This window comes from Brevundimonas sp. (assembly GCF_041648055.1).
Lineage (GTDB): Bacteria > Pseudomonadota > Alphaproteobacteria > Caulobacterales > Caulobacteraceae > Brevundimonas.
Genome location: NZ_JBAZPS010000001.1, coordinates 647,349 through 663,461 on the forward strand (window position 1 = coordinate 647,349; position 16,113 = coordinate 663,461).

14 protein-coding genes are annotated in these 16,113 nt (G+C 63.9%); 3 read left to right on the forward strand and 11 right to left on the reverse strand.

Annotation, left to right across the window (positions count from 1 at the left end):
- Positions 1 to 2: 2 nt before the first annotated feature.
- From WC585_RS03135 to WC585_RS03175, 9 genes are all read right to left on the reverse strand, one after another.
- Complete coding sequence (locus WC585_RS03135) at positions 3 to 1,670, reverse strand: DHA2 family efflux MFS transporter permease subunit (RefSeq protein WP_373256084.1); 1,668 nt, start codon at positions 1,668 to 1,670, stop codon at positions 3 to 5.
- Positions 1,657 to 2,781, reverse strand: a complete 1,125-nt coding sequence (locus WC585_RS03140; RefSeq protein WP_373256085.1) for an HlyD family secretion protein — start codon at positions 2,779 to 2,781, stop codon at positions 1,657 to 1,659. The genes WC585_RS03135 and WC585_RS03140 overlap by 14 nt, the downstream gene beginning before the upstream one ends.
- A complete protein-coding gene (locus tag WC585_RS03145; RefSeq protein ID WP_373256087.1) occupies positions 2,778 to 3,209 on the reverse strand; it encodes a MarR family transcriptional regulator in 432 nt (143 codons plus the stop codon). The genes WC585_RS03140 and WC585_RS03145 overlap by 4 nt, the downstream gene beginning before the upstream one ends.
- Before the next feature lie 416 nt (positions 3,210 to 3,625).
- Positions 3,626 to 4,750, reverse strand: a complete 1,125-nt coding sequence (locus tag WC585_RS03150; RefSeq protein ID WP_373256089.1) for an ABC transporter permease — start codon at positions 4,748 to 4,750, stop codon at positions 3,626 to 3,628.
- Positions 4,750 to 5,649 carry an ABC transporter ATP-binding protein gene (locus tag WC585_RS03155; protein WP_373256781.1) on the reverse strand — a complete coding sequence of 300 codons (900 nt, stop codon included), beginning with the start codon at positions 5,647 to 5,649 and terminating at the stop codon, positions 4,750 to 4,752. Before WC585_RS03155 ends, WC585_RS03150 begins: the two co-directional genes overlap by 1 nt.
- Positions 5,636 to 5,701: a hypothetical protein gene (locus WC585_RS03160; RefSeq protein WP_373256782.1), complete on the reverse strand. Its 66-nt coding sequence runs from the start codon at positions 5,699 to 5,701 to the stop codon at positions 5,636 to 5,638. Before WC585_RS03160 ends, WC585_RS03155 begins: the two co-directional genes overlap by 14 nt.
- A complete protein-coding gene (locus WC585_RS03165) occupies positions 5,673 to 6,656 on the reverse strand; it encodes an HlyD family secretion protein (protein WP_373256090.1) in 984 nt (327 codons plus the stop codon). Before WC585_RS03165 ends, WC585_RS03160 begins: the two co-directional genes overlap by 29 nt.
- On the reverse strand, positions 6,653 to 7,279 hold the full coding sequence (locus tag WC585_RS03170; protein WP_373256092.1) for a TetR/AcrR family transcriptional regulator: 627 nt from the start codon (positions 7,277 to 7,279) through the stop codon (positions 6,653 to 6,655). The genes WC585_RS03165 and WC585_RS03170 overlap by 4 nt, the downstream gene beginning before the upstream one ends.
- A gap of 501 nt (positions 7,280 to 7,780) precedes the next feature.
- Entirely contained in the window at positions 7,781 to 7,987 is a 207-nt protein-coding gene (locus WC585_RS03175) for a hypothetical protein (RefSeq protein ID WP_092307178.1), read from the reverse strand.
- A 275-nt stretch (positions 7,988 to 8,262) separates the two neighbouring features.
- On the opposite strand from WC585_RS03175, the gene WC585_RS03180 reads away from it, so the two are divergent.
- Entirely contained in the window at positions 8,263 to 8,493 is a 231-nt protein-coding gene (locus tag WC585_RS03180; RefSeq protein ID WP_373256094.1) for a hypothetical protein, read from the forward strand.
- A gap of 167 nt (positions 8,494 to 8,660) precedes the next feature.
- Here WC585_RS03180 and WC585_RS03185 read toward each other — a convergent pair whose 3' ends face one another.
- Complete coding sequence (locus tag WC585_RS03185) at positions 8,661 to 9,692, reverse strand: hypothetical protein (protein ID WP_373256096.1); 1,032 nt, start codon at positions 9,690 to 9,692, stop codon at positions 8,661 to 8,663.
- Positions 9,693 to 9,783: 91 nt separating this feature from the next.
- Positions 9,784 to 11,592 carry a translation elongation factor 4 gene (lepA, locus tag WC585_RS03190; RefSeq protein WP_373256097.1) on the reverse strand — a complete coding sequence of 603 codons (1,809 nt, stop codon included), beginning with the start codon at positions 11,590 to 11,592 and terminating at the stop codon, positions 9,784 to 9,786.
- Positions 11,593 to 11,798: 206 nt separating this feature from the next.
- Here lepA and WC585_RS03195 point away from each other — a divergent pair, with 206 nt between their 5' ends.
- Positions 11,799 to 12,932: an efflux RND transporter periplasmic adaptor subunit gene (locus WC585_RS03195; RefSeq protein ID WP_373256098.1), complete on the forward strand. Its 1,134-nt coding sequence runs from the start codon at positions 11,799 to 11,801 to the stop codon at positions 12,930 to 12,932.
- A gap of 4 nt (positions 12,933 to 12,936) precedes the next feature.
- Positions 12,937 to 16,026 carry an efflux RND transporter permease subunit gene (locus tag WC585_RS03200; protein WP_373256099.1) on the forward strand — a complete coding sequence of 1,030 codons (3,090 nt, stop codon included), beginning with the start codon at positions 12,937 to 12,939 and terminating at the stop codon, positions 16,024 to 16,026.
- Positions 16,027 to 16,113 lie beyond the last annotated feature (87 nt).

Consider the following 16,113-nt stretch of genomic DNA (forward strand, 5'->3'; position numbering starts at 1 on the left):
CGTCATGCCGCGCCGCGCTTTGCCTGGGGACCGGGATCATCCGCCAGGACCGGTTCGAGCGCGAACCCGGCTTCGATGTCACCCTCGGCCTCCAGCGCCGTCGGCGGTGCGGCGGAAGGCTTGCGGTTGGATTGCAGGGCGCGATGAAGAATGTAGGTGGGCAGGAGGGCCCCCGCGAAGACGACCGCCGTGATCAGAAAACCGTCGCGATAAGCGGCCGCCGCGGCCTGATAGACGACCGTCTGGCCCAGCAGCCAACCGGAGGCGGCGGCCTGGTCCAGCCCGCTGACGCCGAGTTCGCCGATCACCCGGCCGGCGCCCTGAACATAGGCCGAGGTGGCGACGTTGTCCGGCGTCTGGGTGGCGGCGATGAGATCGCCGTGGAAGGCGGTGCGCCGTTCCACGATGACCGCAAGCAGGCCGGTGCCCAGGGCGCCGCCGAGTTGTCGGGTGAAATTCATCGCGCCTGACCCCTGGCTGAGGAGCTGTGGCGGCAGGACGGTCAGCGAACCGGCGCTCAGCGACGGAAAGACGAACCCCATGCCGACCCGGCTGATCACCGTCCACCAAGCCAACGTCCAGAAGGCGGTATCGACGCTGACATGCGAGAGCAACCAGGAGGCATAGGCGAAAATGGCCATGCCGAGACCGATGAGCACGCCCGGAGGGGCGAGATCGCTGAGTTTGCCGGCGAGTGGAAATACGAAGACGAGGGCGAACCCGGCCGGCATCAGCAGCAGCCCGGCCTGGGTTGGCGTCAGATTCTGGATCTGCTGGACAAAGATGGGCAGGAGATAGGTCGAGCCGAACAGTCCGGCCCCAAGGACAAAGCTGACGACACAGGCTGCGGCGAAGGGCGCGTTTGCGAACAGCCTGAGATCGAGCATCGGATGCGGGGTTCGGTGTTCATGCCAGAGGAAGGCGCCGCCGGCCGCGACGGCCAGTGCGATTTCACCGAGCACGGTGTTGGAGTCCCACCCCAGGCGCTGGCCGCTCGAGATGGCCTGAAGCACGGACAACAGAAATACGGAAAGATAGACGATCGCCGGCCAGTCGAGCCGTTGCCGGTCAAGGTCCGGGTTCCGCGACGGCAAGAACAGGTTGGCGAGGACGATACCGACGACTCCGAACGGAATCCCCAGATAGAAGAGGAAGCGCCAATCGAAATTGTCCATCAGAACCCCGCCCACCCAAGGACCGAGGGCCGGCGCCAGCACGACCCCGATGCCGAAAATGCCCATCGCCGCCCCTCGCTGCTGCGGTGGGAAGACCTGGAACATCACCACCATGGCCAGCGGCTGGACGAGGCCGGCGGCCAAGCCCTGAAGGATGCGTGAAATCACCAGCACCGTCTGATCCGGCGCGACGCCGCCGATAACGGAGCCGAACAGGAACAGCGCCAGCGCGCCGATCATCGTCATCCGCTGGCCGAACGCGCGTTCGCACCATGCCGTCATCAGCATGGTCACCGTCATGGCCGCCAGAAAACCGGTCGACAGCCACTGGGCCTGGATCGAGTCGATGCCGAACTGACCCATGATCGCCGGGATCGCGACATTGACGATCGTCGAAGACAGCACCACCGCGATCGCGGCGACCATCGCGGTCAGGGTGGCCAGCCACCGGTAACCGGGGCCGAAGCGGACGAAAAAGGCGTCAGTCGACGACATCTATCGTCACCTCGACCATCATGCCAGGACGCAACCGCCCTTCCTGCTGGGCGACCTCCAGTCGGACCGGGATACGCTGGGTAACCTTGGTGAAATTCCCGCTGGGGTTGGGATTGGGAAGCAGGGCGAACTGACTGGTCGCTGCCCCGCCCACCTGAGAGACCCGAGCCTCGAAAGTCTGGCCGGGATAGGCGTCGATCTTCACCCGCGCAGGGGCCCCGATGGTGATCTTGCGGACCTCGGTCTCCCTCACGTTAGCATCGATCCAGATCTCAGACGGGTTGTGATACATCAGCAGCCGCGTGCCGGCGGCGACGAACTCTCCCGGATCGACGAAGGTCTGATCGACCACGCCGTCGAACGCGGCGCGAATTTCCCGACGGCCGAGATCCAGATTCTGCTGACCGCGTTGAGCCAGCAACCCTTGCTTCTGAGCCTCAAGGGCGGCGACCTGCGCCTCCAGCACCTCGACCTCGCTGGAGCCTTCGCGGGTGACGCCGACCTGGGCCCGCGACCCCGCGATTTGAGCCTGGGCGCGCGCCGCATTTTGTTCGGCCGCGCGAAGACGGGCCTGATCCTCGTCAAAACGGCTCTGGGCCACCAGGCCCCGCTCGAACAGGGTCCTTGACCGCTCGAAGGCGCTGCGCGCCGCAGCGACTTCCGCCTGGCGGGCCAGAGCCTCCGCCTGGGCTGCTGACACTCCGGCCGCCGACACGCCCATCTGCTCTCCGACGCGCCTCACCACCGCCGCCTGTTGCGCCCGGAGCTGGCTCTGCTGGGCCTCGATCCGCGCGATCTCCGCATCGATCCGTTCGAGGGCCAGTCGAGAGTCCGCGGGATCAATTCGCGCCAGGAGCTGCCCGGCGCGGACCCGTTGGCCCGCGCGGACCTGAAGATCAACCACCCGTCCCGAGACCTCGCTGCTGACGGCGACGACGTGAGCGGCGATGCGCGCGTCGTTGGTCGACACACTTCCCGCCCGCAGGTGAATCCAGCCGAAAACGAGTGCGACGACGGCTACGACGACGCCGACGAGGATGATCAGCCTGCGCCGCCCTCGTTTGGACTTTTCCTTCGGGGCGGCGGGGGGAGGCGAGGGAGCGTCGCTCATTTGTCGTCTAGTCTTTCGTTGATGTGCGCAATGACCCGGGTGGCGGTGGTCAGGTCGTCCCTGGACAATCCCCCGGTGATCTCGCGCCGGACCTGTTCGGCGATCTCCAGAATCGCATCCAGAACGGGCCCGGCGGCCTCTGTCAGGTAGACAGCGTTGGTCCTTCGGTCTCCTTCGATCGCCTCGCGGCGAACAAGTCCGCGTCGTTCCAGGTCGTCCAGCTGACGGACGAGCGTGGGAGGCTCGATGCCGATGCGCGCCGCCAGATCTTTCTGGCTCAACATCCTGTCCGCTTTTTTGAGTTCAAGCAGAACATGCCAACGGGCCTGCGTCAGGTTGAGGTGCCTGAGGCGCTCGTCCAGACGCAGACGCCATTTGCGGCTTGCCAAGCCGATCGCGCGGCCGAGCGGGATGTCGGTGGTGGTCATTCCCGCCATATAGGTTGCAAATAAATAGCAGGCAAATCATATTGTCGACATGCATTCTAGGCCCGCTGCGAACGATGTCCTGGTCGCCGAAGACCTTGCATTCGTGCAGTGGTTTGGTGTGTCCGCAGGCCGCGCGCGGGTGCTTTCCATGCTCTGGCGGGCCCAAGGCGAGATCGTCAGCGCCAGTTGTTTTGGGCTCAGCCGCCGTAGCGTTTATGTTTATGTTTCTGAGTTGCGCACGGCGCTTGATCCTGGCGCCATCCGCACACGGTCAAAATCCGGATACGCCTTGACCCCATCGGGCCTGAATGAATGCCGGACCGCGCTTGGGGCGATGCATCGCTGGTGGTCGTCAGAGGCCGCGGAATCGAGAAGCATCGCCGCTTAGGCGGCCAAACGGGGTGCTTGACGCGATATCAGTCGAGAGTGGTCCGGTAGCGCATGATCGCGAGGGCCGTGACGACGACGACGAAGGCGGCCAGCGCCATCACGCTTGGCCAGGCGTCGGCCAGACCGACGCCCTTCAGCAGGGCGCCGCGGACGATCCTCAGGAAATGGGTGACCGGGATCAATGAGCCCAGGGCCTGGGCCCAGTCCGGCATGCCGCGGAAGGGGAACAGGAATCCGGAGAGCAGCATGGACGGCAGGATGTAGAAGATGGACATCTGCATGGCCTGCATCTGGGTCTGGGCGAGGGTGGACAGGAAGAAGCCGAGGGCCAACGATCCCACGATGAAGAGCATGACGCCGACAACAAGGGCGTCCCAGCCGCCGACCATGGGGACGTCGAACAGGAGCCGAGCCATCACCAGGAAGAGGGTCACCTGGACAACGCCCACACCGACATAGGGGGCGAGCTTGCCGATCATGACTTCGAGCGGCCGCACAGGCGTCGCCAGCAGGCTTTCCAGCGTACCGCGCTCCCGCTCGCGCGCCATGGCCAGCGACGTCATCATGACCAGGGTCATCGACAGAATGACCCCGAGCAGGCCGGGAACGATGTTGAAGGCGGTGATGCCCTCCGGATTGTAACGCCTGTGAACGATGACCTCGAACGGGGCGCCCTGGGTCGACCGGACCAGCGGGCCGGTCAGGTCGCGAGCCAGCGCTTGGCCCGGAAGGCCGGCGAGCGCGGCCAGAGCTCCGCCCGTCGCCGAAGGATCCGCGGCGTCGGCTTCGATCAGGATCGTGGGATTTTCCCCGCGGACAACCCGACGCGTGAAATCCTGCGGGATCACCACGGCGAACTGGACCTCGCCGCGAGCCAGGGACCTGTCCAGCTCGGCCTGGCTGTTCGCCGACTGCGTTATGCGAAAATAACCGCTGTTCGTCAGGGCGCTCAGAAACGAGCGCGAAAAGCTTCCGTGGTCCTGCACATAGACGGCGGTCGGCAGGTTTCGCGGATCGTCATTGATCGCATAGCCGAACAGCACCAGCTGGAGGATCGGCATGATGAGAATCATGGCGTAGGCGAGGTGATCGCGCGTGAGCTGGATGAATTCCTTGGCCATCACAGCCCAGATGCGGGTCGCAGAGAGCATCAGTCCGACTCTCGCTGAAGGTCGGCCGTCAACTGGATGAACACGTCCTCCAGGGTGGGCCGCGTCTCCTTCCAGACGACTTGCGGGCCGCGGAAGGGCGCGATGGCGTCTTCGAGCGCCGGGCGATCCCGGCCGGAGACGTGCAAGGTCGTGCCGAACACCGTCGCCATCTCGACGCCGGCCTGGTTCCGGAGGCGTGCAATGAGCCGCCCGACGTTCGGTCCTTCCGCGAGGAATGTGGTCAGGCCGGACTCATCGATGACCTGGTCGGCCGTACCCCGGGCCAGCGTTCGACCTCCGGCGATATAGGCGATCTCGTGACACCGTTCCGCCTCGTCCATGTAATGCGTGGACACCAGAACGGTCATGCCCTCGTCGGAGAGCGCATGGATTTCGTCCCAGAAGGTCCGCCGGGCTTCGGGATCGACGCCGGCGGTCGGCTCGTCGAGCAGGAGCAACTCGGGTTCGTGCAGCGTCGCGGCGGCCAGCGCCAGACGTTGCTTCCAGCCGCCGGAGAGGGTGCCTGCCAACTGTCGCCGCCGCTTGACCAGCCCCAAACGTTCGAGTGCGGCCTCGACCCGGGCGGCCCGGCGGTCCAGTTCGTGAACCCGGCTGGTGAAGATCAGGTTCTGCTCGATGGACAGGTCGTCATAGAGCGAGAATTTCTGGGTCATGTAGCCGACCCGGCGTTTGATCAGCTCGGACTGGCTCATGACATTGTAGCCAAGAACCTCACCCTGGCCGCTGTCTGGCGTCAGCAGACCGCACAAGAGACGAAGCGTGGTCGTCTTCCCGGCCCCGTTCGGACCGAGAAATCCGCATATTCGTCCCCGCTCGACGGTGATGCCAAAGTCCTGAACCGCGTGGAGGGCTCCGAACGACTTGTTAAGGCCCCGCACATCGATAACCGGACTTGCAACAGTCATCTTGTGCCTCGCAACCGCTGAACATCGACCGGCAAACCCGGCTGGAGCGAGCGTGGATTTTCCGGCGCCGCCTCGATCATAAAGACCAGCCGATCCCGGCTCCCCTGACTGTAGAGGATAGGCGGAGTGAACTCGGGTCGCGGGCTGATCCAGGTGATCCGGGCCTTGCGCGGCGCACCGCAGCCATCACAGCTGAACCTGACCACGGCCCCGGGTCGATAGTGGATCAACTCGCGCTCCGGCACGAAGAACCGCAACTTGACCTCTGCGTCGGGCAGCAGCGCGAGGACGGGTTGATTGGCGGGGACGAATTCGCCTTGGCGGAAGAATATTTCCTCGACACGGGCTTCCACCGGCGCCCGGGGAGAGAGGGTGCGCAGGCGAACCTCGGCTTCGTTCAGGCCGCCCTCGGCCTGGCGGATCTGTTGTTCGGCGGCGCGCAGCGCGTCTTCCCGCGCACCGAGCGTGGCCACCTCCCGGCGACGGCGGACGGCCTCGACCTGCGCCCTCGCCGTGTCCCGGTTCGCTCGCTCCTGGTCGAGCCTGGCCGGCGCGTAGATGCCCCGGCGCACCAGGGGTTCGATCCGGGCATAGCTGGCTTCGGCTTCCCGGAGCTGCGCCTGGGCGGCGGCGAGTTCGGTGTCGAACACCTCGAGTTCCTGCGCCCTCTGTCCCGTGCGGAGATCGTCCGCGCGGGCTCGGGCGGCCTCGACGGACGCCGCCGCGCCGCGCTCCTGGGCCTGCTGCACGCCGGGGTCGATCTGGAAGGTCACCGCGCCGGTCTGGACGCGGTCGCCTTCCCGTACATACAGGGCTTCGAGCGCGCCGGAGGCGGGCGCCGCGAGATAGACCGACTCGCCTTCGACGTAGCCGGAAAGGGGCCGGTTCGTCTGGTCGGTCTGTAGAAACGACCAGACCGCGGCCCCCGTCGCGACGACACCGACAACGGCGGCGATCCTGTAGATGAGCCGGCGCCTCACGCCTTCATTCCCTTGAGGACCGTGTCCAGGTGCTGGGATGCGAGCGCCTCAAGCGGCAACGGGTCGGCCCCGATGGGTTCGAAGGTTTCCCGCCACAGCAGCCCCAGTACGAGTGGACCCAACAGCCCCATGGCGAACAATTCGGGGTCGCCGGACCGGACGTCGCCGGACCGTTGACCGCGACGGATGATGTCTGAGATCAGAGAAAGCAGCGGCGTTATCACGGTTTGATGCCAGATCAGGGCCAGTTCGGGCAGGTTCCGGCTTTCCGCGACAATCAGCTTCAACACTCCGCCGATGCGGGGATTCGACTGGATCGCGGAGACGAGAACGCCGACGCCCAGCCGCGCGGCTTCGTCGAAGGGGATTTCGGTCCCGGCGCCGGTTCGAATCTTCAGCAGTCTCGGTTCGATGGCGTCCTGGACCACGGCCTTGAACAGATCCTGTTTCGTTTCGAAATACAGGTAGAGCGCGCCTTTCGAGACCCCTGCCGCCCTGGCGATGTCGTCCAGCCGGGCTCGGGTGAAGCCGTGCTCGGAAAAGACCTCAAGCGCGGCCGAGATGATCTCTTTGGGCCGGTCAGCCGCGCGGCGGCGCCATTTGGGTTCACCGGGAGGCAACATTGAGGGTCGTCCTAATAACTGATCAGTCGGTTATTAGCGTGCCCGCAATCCTTCAGCAAGGGGCCGTGGCGTCTGGCCCTTACCGCCTCGGGCCGGTCCGGACTGATCTCAGGCCGTAGTCACCCCGATTGATCTGCCGTCTCGCGAGCATCGACCGGAGCGGCCACCCGCCCTCGCGTTGGCCAAGAACGCCGTTCGACGAAGCAGCGCCCTTGCTTTGGCACAATCTCTCAGGGCTTGGACTTTGCCATCGCGAACGCCGCCCCGGGGCCAGATTGAGTCGCCAGGGAATCAAGCCGCCGTCTTGATCCTCCGGGATGGTCCGGCGCCAATCCGGGCGTTTGATCCTGATCACGGGCTACTTCTCCTCCGTGCGGCGATAGGGTTCCAACGAACGGTTCCTGTCCGCCCGGCTTGACCTGCGGGCCGAGGAAGTGCTGGCGAAGACCGTGGCCCAGCGGGAGATACGTCATGTGACGCGCGCCTCGCTGCCAGGCCGGGTTAGTTCTTGACCCGGTCAGTCGGCGGCTTGCGCGCCATACGCTCGGCGAGCGCCTTGATCTTCTCGCGAGAGGGTTGGGAGAACCGGGACAACACCTTCGGATCGGTGATTTCCCCGTCGTCGATGAACGGGCTGCCGTCCGGGTTGATCTGGCCGGTGGTGCGTTTCAATTCCTGAAGGAGAGCGGCGCGTTCTGCCTTGTTCATCAACTGCCTCCTGCGCCTCAGGCGACTCTTACCAAAATAGTGCCGAGCGACCAAATCCAACCACTCGATAGACTCGTCTTGCGCAGATCGAGTCCAAAAACGCCGTCATGAGTCCGCTTTTCGCGTTCAGCGTTCCCACATCGTTAACGTGGAGTCCAGCCTAATTATTGATAGCGCTCGTTACACTATATCCGAACAGATTGACTCGGCCCTAAGCCGAACAAAGTTCCTTCCGCTGTGGCCGTTACTATAACTTTGACCTAATGGACAGCGACGTGACAGGCACGACGCAGCAAAGACTGGACCGCACCTTCGAAAGTGGGAGAGTGAACACAGTCGCGGCCATCGATAGCGCCGACGAACTGGACGGAGCCGTCCACACAGCGGCGGCGGACAGCCAGGTTGGCGAAGGGGATCGAGACAAAATCAGTTCTGTGCCGCATTGGGACATCTCCAGAGTTGGTCTGGAGGTCGTGTCTCGGGGTGGCACACCCCTCAACGGCTAAATTCAAACTGTGTCAGTGCCCCAGTTGAACTCTCCGTGACATTTACGCTCCCAAGGAGCAGACGAAGAATTTCGTGCGGAGGCACTCCATCAGAATGCAGGCCGAAGGGCGCGGCAGGCTGGTACCCTCCGTGTCCCGGCTCATTGAGAGTGAGGATGCCGGCCACGTCAGTCCACCAAAGTGGCCTCATGGAAGGCCTCGGTCACTTCGTCGACATCCCGCGCCGCGAACTGGTCAACCTTCTCAATGAAGTCACGGGAAAGCTCCCGGCGCGTTTTCCCTACATTCACCTTCGAAACGTTGATTGCCTCAAACGCCTCTTCGAAAAGTTCGGTAAGGCTGCCGAAACGCTCAGAATCGAACTTGGAAAGCGTTCCGTAACTCCGCTTCGCTCCAACTGTAAAGCCAATCAGATTATTGCCTAGCCGGAGCCAATCCCGCCCCTTAACGTCTGCGGCGAACTTCGCAACGAGACCGAGAATGTCATGGAATGAGATTTCGGATTCAGTGATGTCGCTGTCCATCACTTTGCCGACAAGAATTTCGTCTAACTTCGACTCAATAATCCGGGCGTTCTGGTTGTGGACACTGTCTGTTAGGAACGCCGTGTAGGCTTCCGCAATGTCGCTCCTTCGGAAGGATCCAGGCGGAGGCTTTGCGGTTTCCGTCTCTTTCTCAGAGAAAACGTTTATGCCAATATCACCGATGTCGAGCATACCTTTCGTCAACATCTCGATTTGGTGTCGAGCGGTCATCGGCTTCTGACCGTTATTTAACGTAATCATGCGGTACAGAAGCAGGTCGTACCGTTCGGCGATGATTACATTGACAGGAAGCTTTAGTTGGTCGTCGAAATCGTTCTCGATCGAGGCGTCGCTCAGCGTGTTGAGCCTTTGCATGCCGTCGAGTACATAACCCTGCGAGATATTGTTATTGATAAAATCCGAAAGGGCTTTGGAGTCGAGCGAAGACGCCATCGCCTCATCGACGAAAGCTAGTGTAATCGGCGGCATCTGACATCCCTTCAGGATGTCGCCTCTTAGTCTTTCATAGAATTTCTTGCGCTGAACCTTGCGCTGTTCTTGGAATTTGTCAATCAGTGGAAATATTCTATCAAGAGCAAATCTGTAGTTAGTGCTCGCCTGACCGACGGCGCTTTTGATGACCGCGTCGTGGCTCACGCCGTAGAGTTCAATCATTGCCCGCCCCTATTGTCTGACTCGTAATGAACCTGTCAGGAGCCGCCGACGCGCGCAAGCTGATCGGCTAACGGCACTTGGCATAGCCCCCTCAATCCTCATCCATCTTCAGCGCGGCGATGAACGCCTCCTGCGGGATCTCCACCTTGCCGAACTGGCGCATGCGCTTCTTGCCGGCCTTCTGCTTCTCCAGCAGCTTCTTCTTGCGGGTGGCGTCGCCGCCGTAGCATTTGGACGTCACATCCTTGCGCAGGGCGCGGACGGTTTCGCGGGCGATGATCTTGCCGCCGATGGCCGCCTGGATCGGGATGACGAACATGTGGGGCGGGATCAGCTCCTTCATCTTCTCGACCATGCCGCGTCCGCGCGTTTCGGCCCGGCCGCGGTGGACCAGCATGGACAGGGCGTCGACCGGCTCGGCATTGACCAGGATGCTCATCTTGACCAGGTCGCCGACCTTGTAGTCCGTGATCTCGTAGTCGAACGAGGCATAGCCCTTGGAGATGGATTTCAGCCGGTCGTAGAAGTCGAAGACCACTTCGTTCAGCGGCAGCTCATAGACCACCAGGGCGCGGGTGCCGACGTAGGACAGTTCGATCTGGCTGCCGCGGCGGTCCTGACACAGCTTGATGACGCCGCCCAGATATTCGTCGGGGGTCAGGATGGTGGCCTTGATCCAGGGCTCGCTGATCGTCTCGATCTGCATCACATCGGGCAGGTCGGCGGGGTTGTGCAGGTCGATCTCGGTGCCGTCGCGCTTCTGGATCTTGTAGACGACCGAGGGGGCCGTCGCGATCAGGTCCAGATTGAACTCGCGGCTGAGGCGCTCCTGGATGATCTCCAGATGCAGCAGGCCCAGGAAGCCGCAGCGGAAGCCGAAGCCCAGGGCGGCCGAGCTTTCCATCTCATAGGTGAAGCTGGCGTCGTTCAGGCGCAGGCGGCCGATGGCGGCGCGCAGGTCCTCGAAATCGGCGGCATCGACCGGGAACAGGCCGCAGAAGACGACGGACTGGACTTCCTTGAACCCCTTCAACGGCTCGGCCGTGGGTTTCTTCTCATCGGTAATGGTGTCGCCGACGGCGGCGTGGGCGACCTCCTTGATCTGGGCGGTGATGAAGCCGACCTCGCCCGGCCCCAGGCTCTCGACCGGGGTGTTCTTGGGCAGGAAGACCCCGACCCGGTCGATCAGGTGGGTCGAGCCGTTCTGCATCATCTTGACGCGCTGGCCCGCCTTCAGCGTGCCGTCGAACACGCGCACCAGCACGACCACGCCCAGATAGGCGTCGTACCAGGCGTCGACCAGCAGGGCCTTCAGCGGCGCATTGGGGTCGCCCTTGGGGGCCGGCAGGCGGGTGACGATGGCCTCCAGCACATCCTCGATGCCGATGCCGGACTTGGCGCTGCACATGACGGCGTCACTGGCGTCGATGCCGATGACGTCCTCGATCTGCTGGCGGACGCGCTCGGGCTCTGCCGCCGGCAGGTCGATCTTGTTCAGGACCGGCACGATCTCATGGTTGTTGTCGATGGCCTGATAGACATTGGCCAGGGTCTGCGCCTCGACCCCCTGCGACGCATCGACCACCAGCAGACTGCCCTCGCACGCCGCCAGCGACCGGCTCACCTCATAGGCAAAGTCCACATGCCCCGGCGTGTCCATCAGGTTCAGGACGTAGTCCAGCCCATCCTGGGCCCGATAGTTCAGGCGCACCGTCTGCGCCTTGATCGTGATCCCCCGCTCCTTCTCGATGTCCATGTTATCAAGGACTTGCGACGACATCTCGCGCGCCGTCAGGCCTCCGGTCACCTGGATCAGGCGGTCGGACAGGGTCGATTTGCCGTGGTCGATATGGGCCACCACGGAGAAGTTGCGGATTCGGTCGATAGGAGGTGTCGTCATGCTGGGGCGCGGTTAGCACGGCCTGTGCCGTTCGCCAAAGCGGCACGGCGTCCGCCGCCATCCCGCCTTGCGGATTACTTCGCTGTAAGAGTGTGCGTCAGCGTTTGAGATCGGCCCATGAACAGGGTAATCAACGCTTGATGACTTAAGCCATCTGTTTCTACACGGGCTGCGGGCTCCCAATGCCGCATCTCAGGGGATTTCTCGTGCGCTCAACCCAAACCCTCCGCGCCCTGGGCCTTGTCGTAGCCCTCGGACTGACTGTCGCCGCCTGCGGCGGACATGGCGAGGCCGAAAAGAAGGACGGGGCCGGCGCGTCCAGCCAGACCGTGACCGTCGCCACCGCCACCGAAACCGCCTTGCCTCGCGTCGTGACCGCGTCGGGCAGCGTTTCGGCCTGGGAAGAAGTGCCGATCGGGGCCGAGACCGGCGGACTGGTCGCCACGGCCGTCCTGGTCGATGAAGGCAGCTATGTGCGCCAGGGCCAGCCCCTGGTGCAGTTGAATACCGCGCTCCTTTCGGCTGCCGTGCGCCAGCAGCAGGCTGCTCTCCAGACGGCCCAGGCCAATGCCGCCCGTGACGACGCGGCCCTGGATCGCGCCCAGCAGTTGGAGGACCGCGGCTTCCTCAGCCAGGCCTCGCTGGACACGGCCCTGGCCAACCAGCGCAGCTCACAGGCCGGAGTGGCCCAGGCCCGCGCCACCCTGGCGCAATCCCAGACCCAGCTCAGCCAGGCGACCATCCGCGCGCCCGTCTCAGGCCTGATCATCAGCCGCAGCGTGACCCGCGGCCAGATCGTCGCCGCGGGCACCGAGCTGTTCCGCATGGTCCGCGACGGACGTCTGGAGCTGGATGCCCAGGTGCCGGAGACCGACCTGCCCCTGATCCGGGCCGGTATGACGGCCGCAATTACATCTGATCAGGCCGGCGAAACCAGCGGGACGGTCCGCATCGTGACGTCCGAAGTCAATCCCGAGACCCGGTTGGGCATCGCCCGCATCGCCCTGGCGTCCAACAGCGGGCTCAAGCCCGGCATGTTTGCGAGCGCCCGGATCGACGTCGGCTCCCAACCCGGCGTGACCGTGCCCACCGCCTCGGTGCTGTACCGCGACAACCGCGCAGGCGTGTTCATCCTGCAGACCAATAACACGGTCCGCTTCATTCCCGTGACGGTCGTCAATCGTTCCGCAGATCGAACTGCCGTGGCCAATGTCCAGCCGGGCGCGCGTATCGTTGTGTCAGGCGCGGGCTTCCTGAATGAAGGGGACCGTGTGACCGTCCAGGCCGCCCAACGTCCTGCCGCCCCGGCTCAACAGACGACCGCGCCTGCTCGGAAGTGACGTCATGAACAACATTTCGTCCTGGTCGATCAAGAACCCCATCCCGATCATCCTGATGTTCATCCTGCTGACCGTCGGCGGGATCGTCGGCTTTATGGGGATGCGGATCAACAACAACCCAGACATCGCCTTCCCGCTGGTCTCGATCACAGCCGCACGCCCCGGCGCAGCCCCGGCCGAGATGGAAACACAAGTCACCCGCCTGATCGAGGACGCCCTGGCCGGCCAATCGGGCGTGCGCCAGATCAGCTCCCAGATCCTGGACGGCGTCTCGATCACCACGGTCCAGTTCGAGCTGGAAACCGACGTCGAGCGCGCGACCAACGATACCCGAAACGCCGTCAGCCAACTGCGCGCCGACCTGCCTCAGGACATGCAGGAGCCGACGGTCGCGCGTATCGACATCACCGGCGACGCCCTGATCACCTATGTCGTCCGCTCGGGTTCCATGAGCCCGGAGCAGATCAGCTGGTTCATCGACAATACGGCTGCTCGAGAGCTTCTGGCTATTCCCGGCGTCGGAGAGGTCAATCGCTCCGGGGGCGTGGATCGGGAGATCAGGGTCGAACTCGATCCCAGCCGTCTTGGTGCCTACGGCGTCACGGCGGCCCAGGTCAGTCAGGCCCTGACGGCCGTCAACAACAACCTGCCGGGCGGCCGTGTGACCGTGGCGGGCTCCGAGCGGGCCATTCGCACCCTGGGCTCGGCCGGTTCGGTGGACCAGCTGGCCGGGACGCTGATTCCCCTGTCGGGTGGCCGAACCATCCGCCTGGATCAGCTGGGCACCGTCAGCGACAGCTGGACCGAGCCACGCCGTCTGGCGCGTTTCAACGGTCAGGAGGCCGTCACCTTCAGCTTCCTGCGGTCGCGTGAGGCGTCGGAGGTTCAGGTCGCCGAGCGCGTGCGCGAACGCGTCGCCGAACTGGACGAGGCCAACCCCCAGCTGGAGATCGAACAGGTCACGGCCAGCGTGGAGTATATCGAGGAGAGCTACCTCGCCTCGCTGGAGGCCCTGCTGCTGGGTGCGGCCCTGGCCGTGGTCGTGGTCTTCATCTTCCTACGGGACTGGCGGGCGACCCTGATCGCGGCCACGGCCATGCCGCTGTCGCTGATCCCCACCTTCCTGATCCTGGAGCCACTGAACCAGTCTCTGAACGTGGTCACTCTGCTGGCCCTGTCGCTGACCATTGGCATTCTGGTCGATGACGCCATCGTGGAGATCGAGAACATCGTCCGGCACATGCGCGACGGCAAATCGCCCTATGACGCCTCGATGGAGGCAGCTGACGAGATCGGTCTGGCGGTCGTGGCCACCACGGCCACCATCATCGCGGTCTTCGCTCCGGTCGGCTTCATGCCGGGCATCATCGGCCAGTTCTTCAAGGCCTTTGCTCTGGCCGCCTGTATCTCGGTCGCCTTCTCGCTGGTGGTGGCGCGGACCCTGACGCCACTGATGGCGGCCTATCTGCTGCGTCACACCAACCACGAAGACCGCGACCCGTCGTGGATGCCGCGCTATCTCAAGATGCTGAAGTGGTGCCTAGGGAACCGCTGGAAGGTGTTCGCCATGGGCATCGGACTGTTCCTGTTTTCAGGCTTCATCGCCACGCGGGTGCCGTTTGAGTTCCAGCCCTCCGGCGATCAAGGCCGTGCGGCCTTCTCGATCGAGACCCCACCCGGATCGACCCTGCGTGAAACGGACGCTATCGTTCAGCGCCTGACCCACGATCTTCAGGCCCGCGACGAGGTGGTGTCCGTCTATGCCGCGATCGGCGGCCAGGACGTCAATCAGGCCACCGTCTATGCCGACATGGTGGGCAAGGGCGATCGTGACCTCAGCCAGCAGGCCTTCGCCCGCGAAATGGTTGACGGCTGGAAGTCCATTCCAGGGGCCCGCATCGGGGCCGGCGTCGTCATCGCGGGCGGTGGGCCCAGCGACGGCACCACCTATACCTTCGCCCTCCTGGGCGACGACCCGGAGACACTGGCCAATGCTGCCCGAGCGGTTGAAACCGAGATGCGCGGCGTGCCCGGCCTGGCCAACGTCATCAATACAGCTGCCATCGCCCGACCCGAGATCGTGGTCACACCCCGACCCGATCAGGCGGCATTGGCGGGTGTCTCGGCCCAGGCGATCAGCCAGGCCGTGCGCGTCGCTACTCTCGGCGACGTTGACCAGGCCCTGGCCAAATTCAATCTCGGCGATCGTCAGATTCCAATCCGGATTCTTCTCAGCCCGGAGGCACGAGAGGACCTGTCGGTTATTGAGAACCTTCGCGTTCCCACCGCTTCAGGCGCGACAGTTCCCCTCAGTGCGGTAGCGGACATTCAATTCGGCTCCGGACCGTCACAGGTCCTGCGCCAGGATCGCTCACGTATCGCCTCAATCACTGCAGAACTGAACGGCATACGGTCTGGCGAGGCCTCGGCTGCGGTCCTGGAACTGCCGTCCGTACAGAATCTGCCCGAGGGCGTTCGTCAGGTCGCCGCCGGCGACGAAGAGTTCATTCAGGAGATGGTCTCCGGCTTTTCCATCGCCTTCCTGACCGGCATTCTGCTCATGTATGCCGTTCTGGTCCTGCTGTTCAAAAGCTTCGCCTATCCGATTACCATCATGGCGGCCCTTCCACTCGCCATCGGAGGGGCCTTCCTGGCCCTGCTGCTGGGCGGGTCCAGTTTCTCGATCTCCTCGCTGATCGGGGTGCTGATGCTGATGGGAATCGCAGCCAAGAACTCCATCCTGCTGGTCGACTATGTGATCATCGCCGAGAAGGATGGCATGACCCGTCATGAGGCCATCCTGGATGCCGCACACAAGCGGGCACGCCCCATCCTGATGACCACCTTCGCCATGGGCGCGGGCATGCTGCCTGTCGCCATCGGCTGGGGTGCTGATGTCGAGTTTCGCCAGCCCATGGCCATAGCCGTGGTCGGCGGGTTGATCTCCTCGACCTTCCTTTCGCTGCTCTATATCCCGGCCATCTTCACCATCGTGGATGACGTCGCTGGTTGGGGCCGTAGACGCCTGGGCCGGATGTTCGCGGGCCAGCGCAAGGTCAGTACTGGCGCGCCGACCGCACAGCCGGCCGAATAGGCCAAGAGCGTTCCGGACCAAGAACTGCAAGGCCCGCCGGTCAGACCGGCGGGCCTTTCTCTGGTGGGATGCGGCCTTCAAAGACCA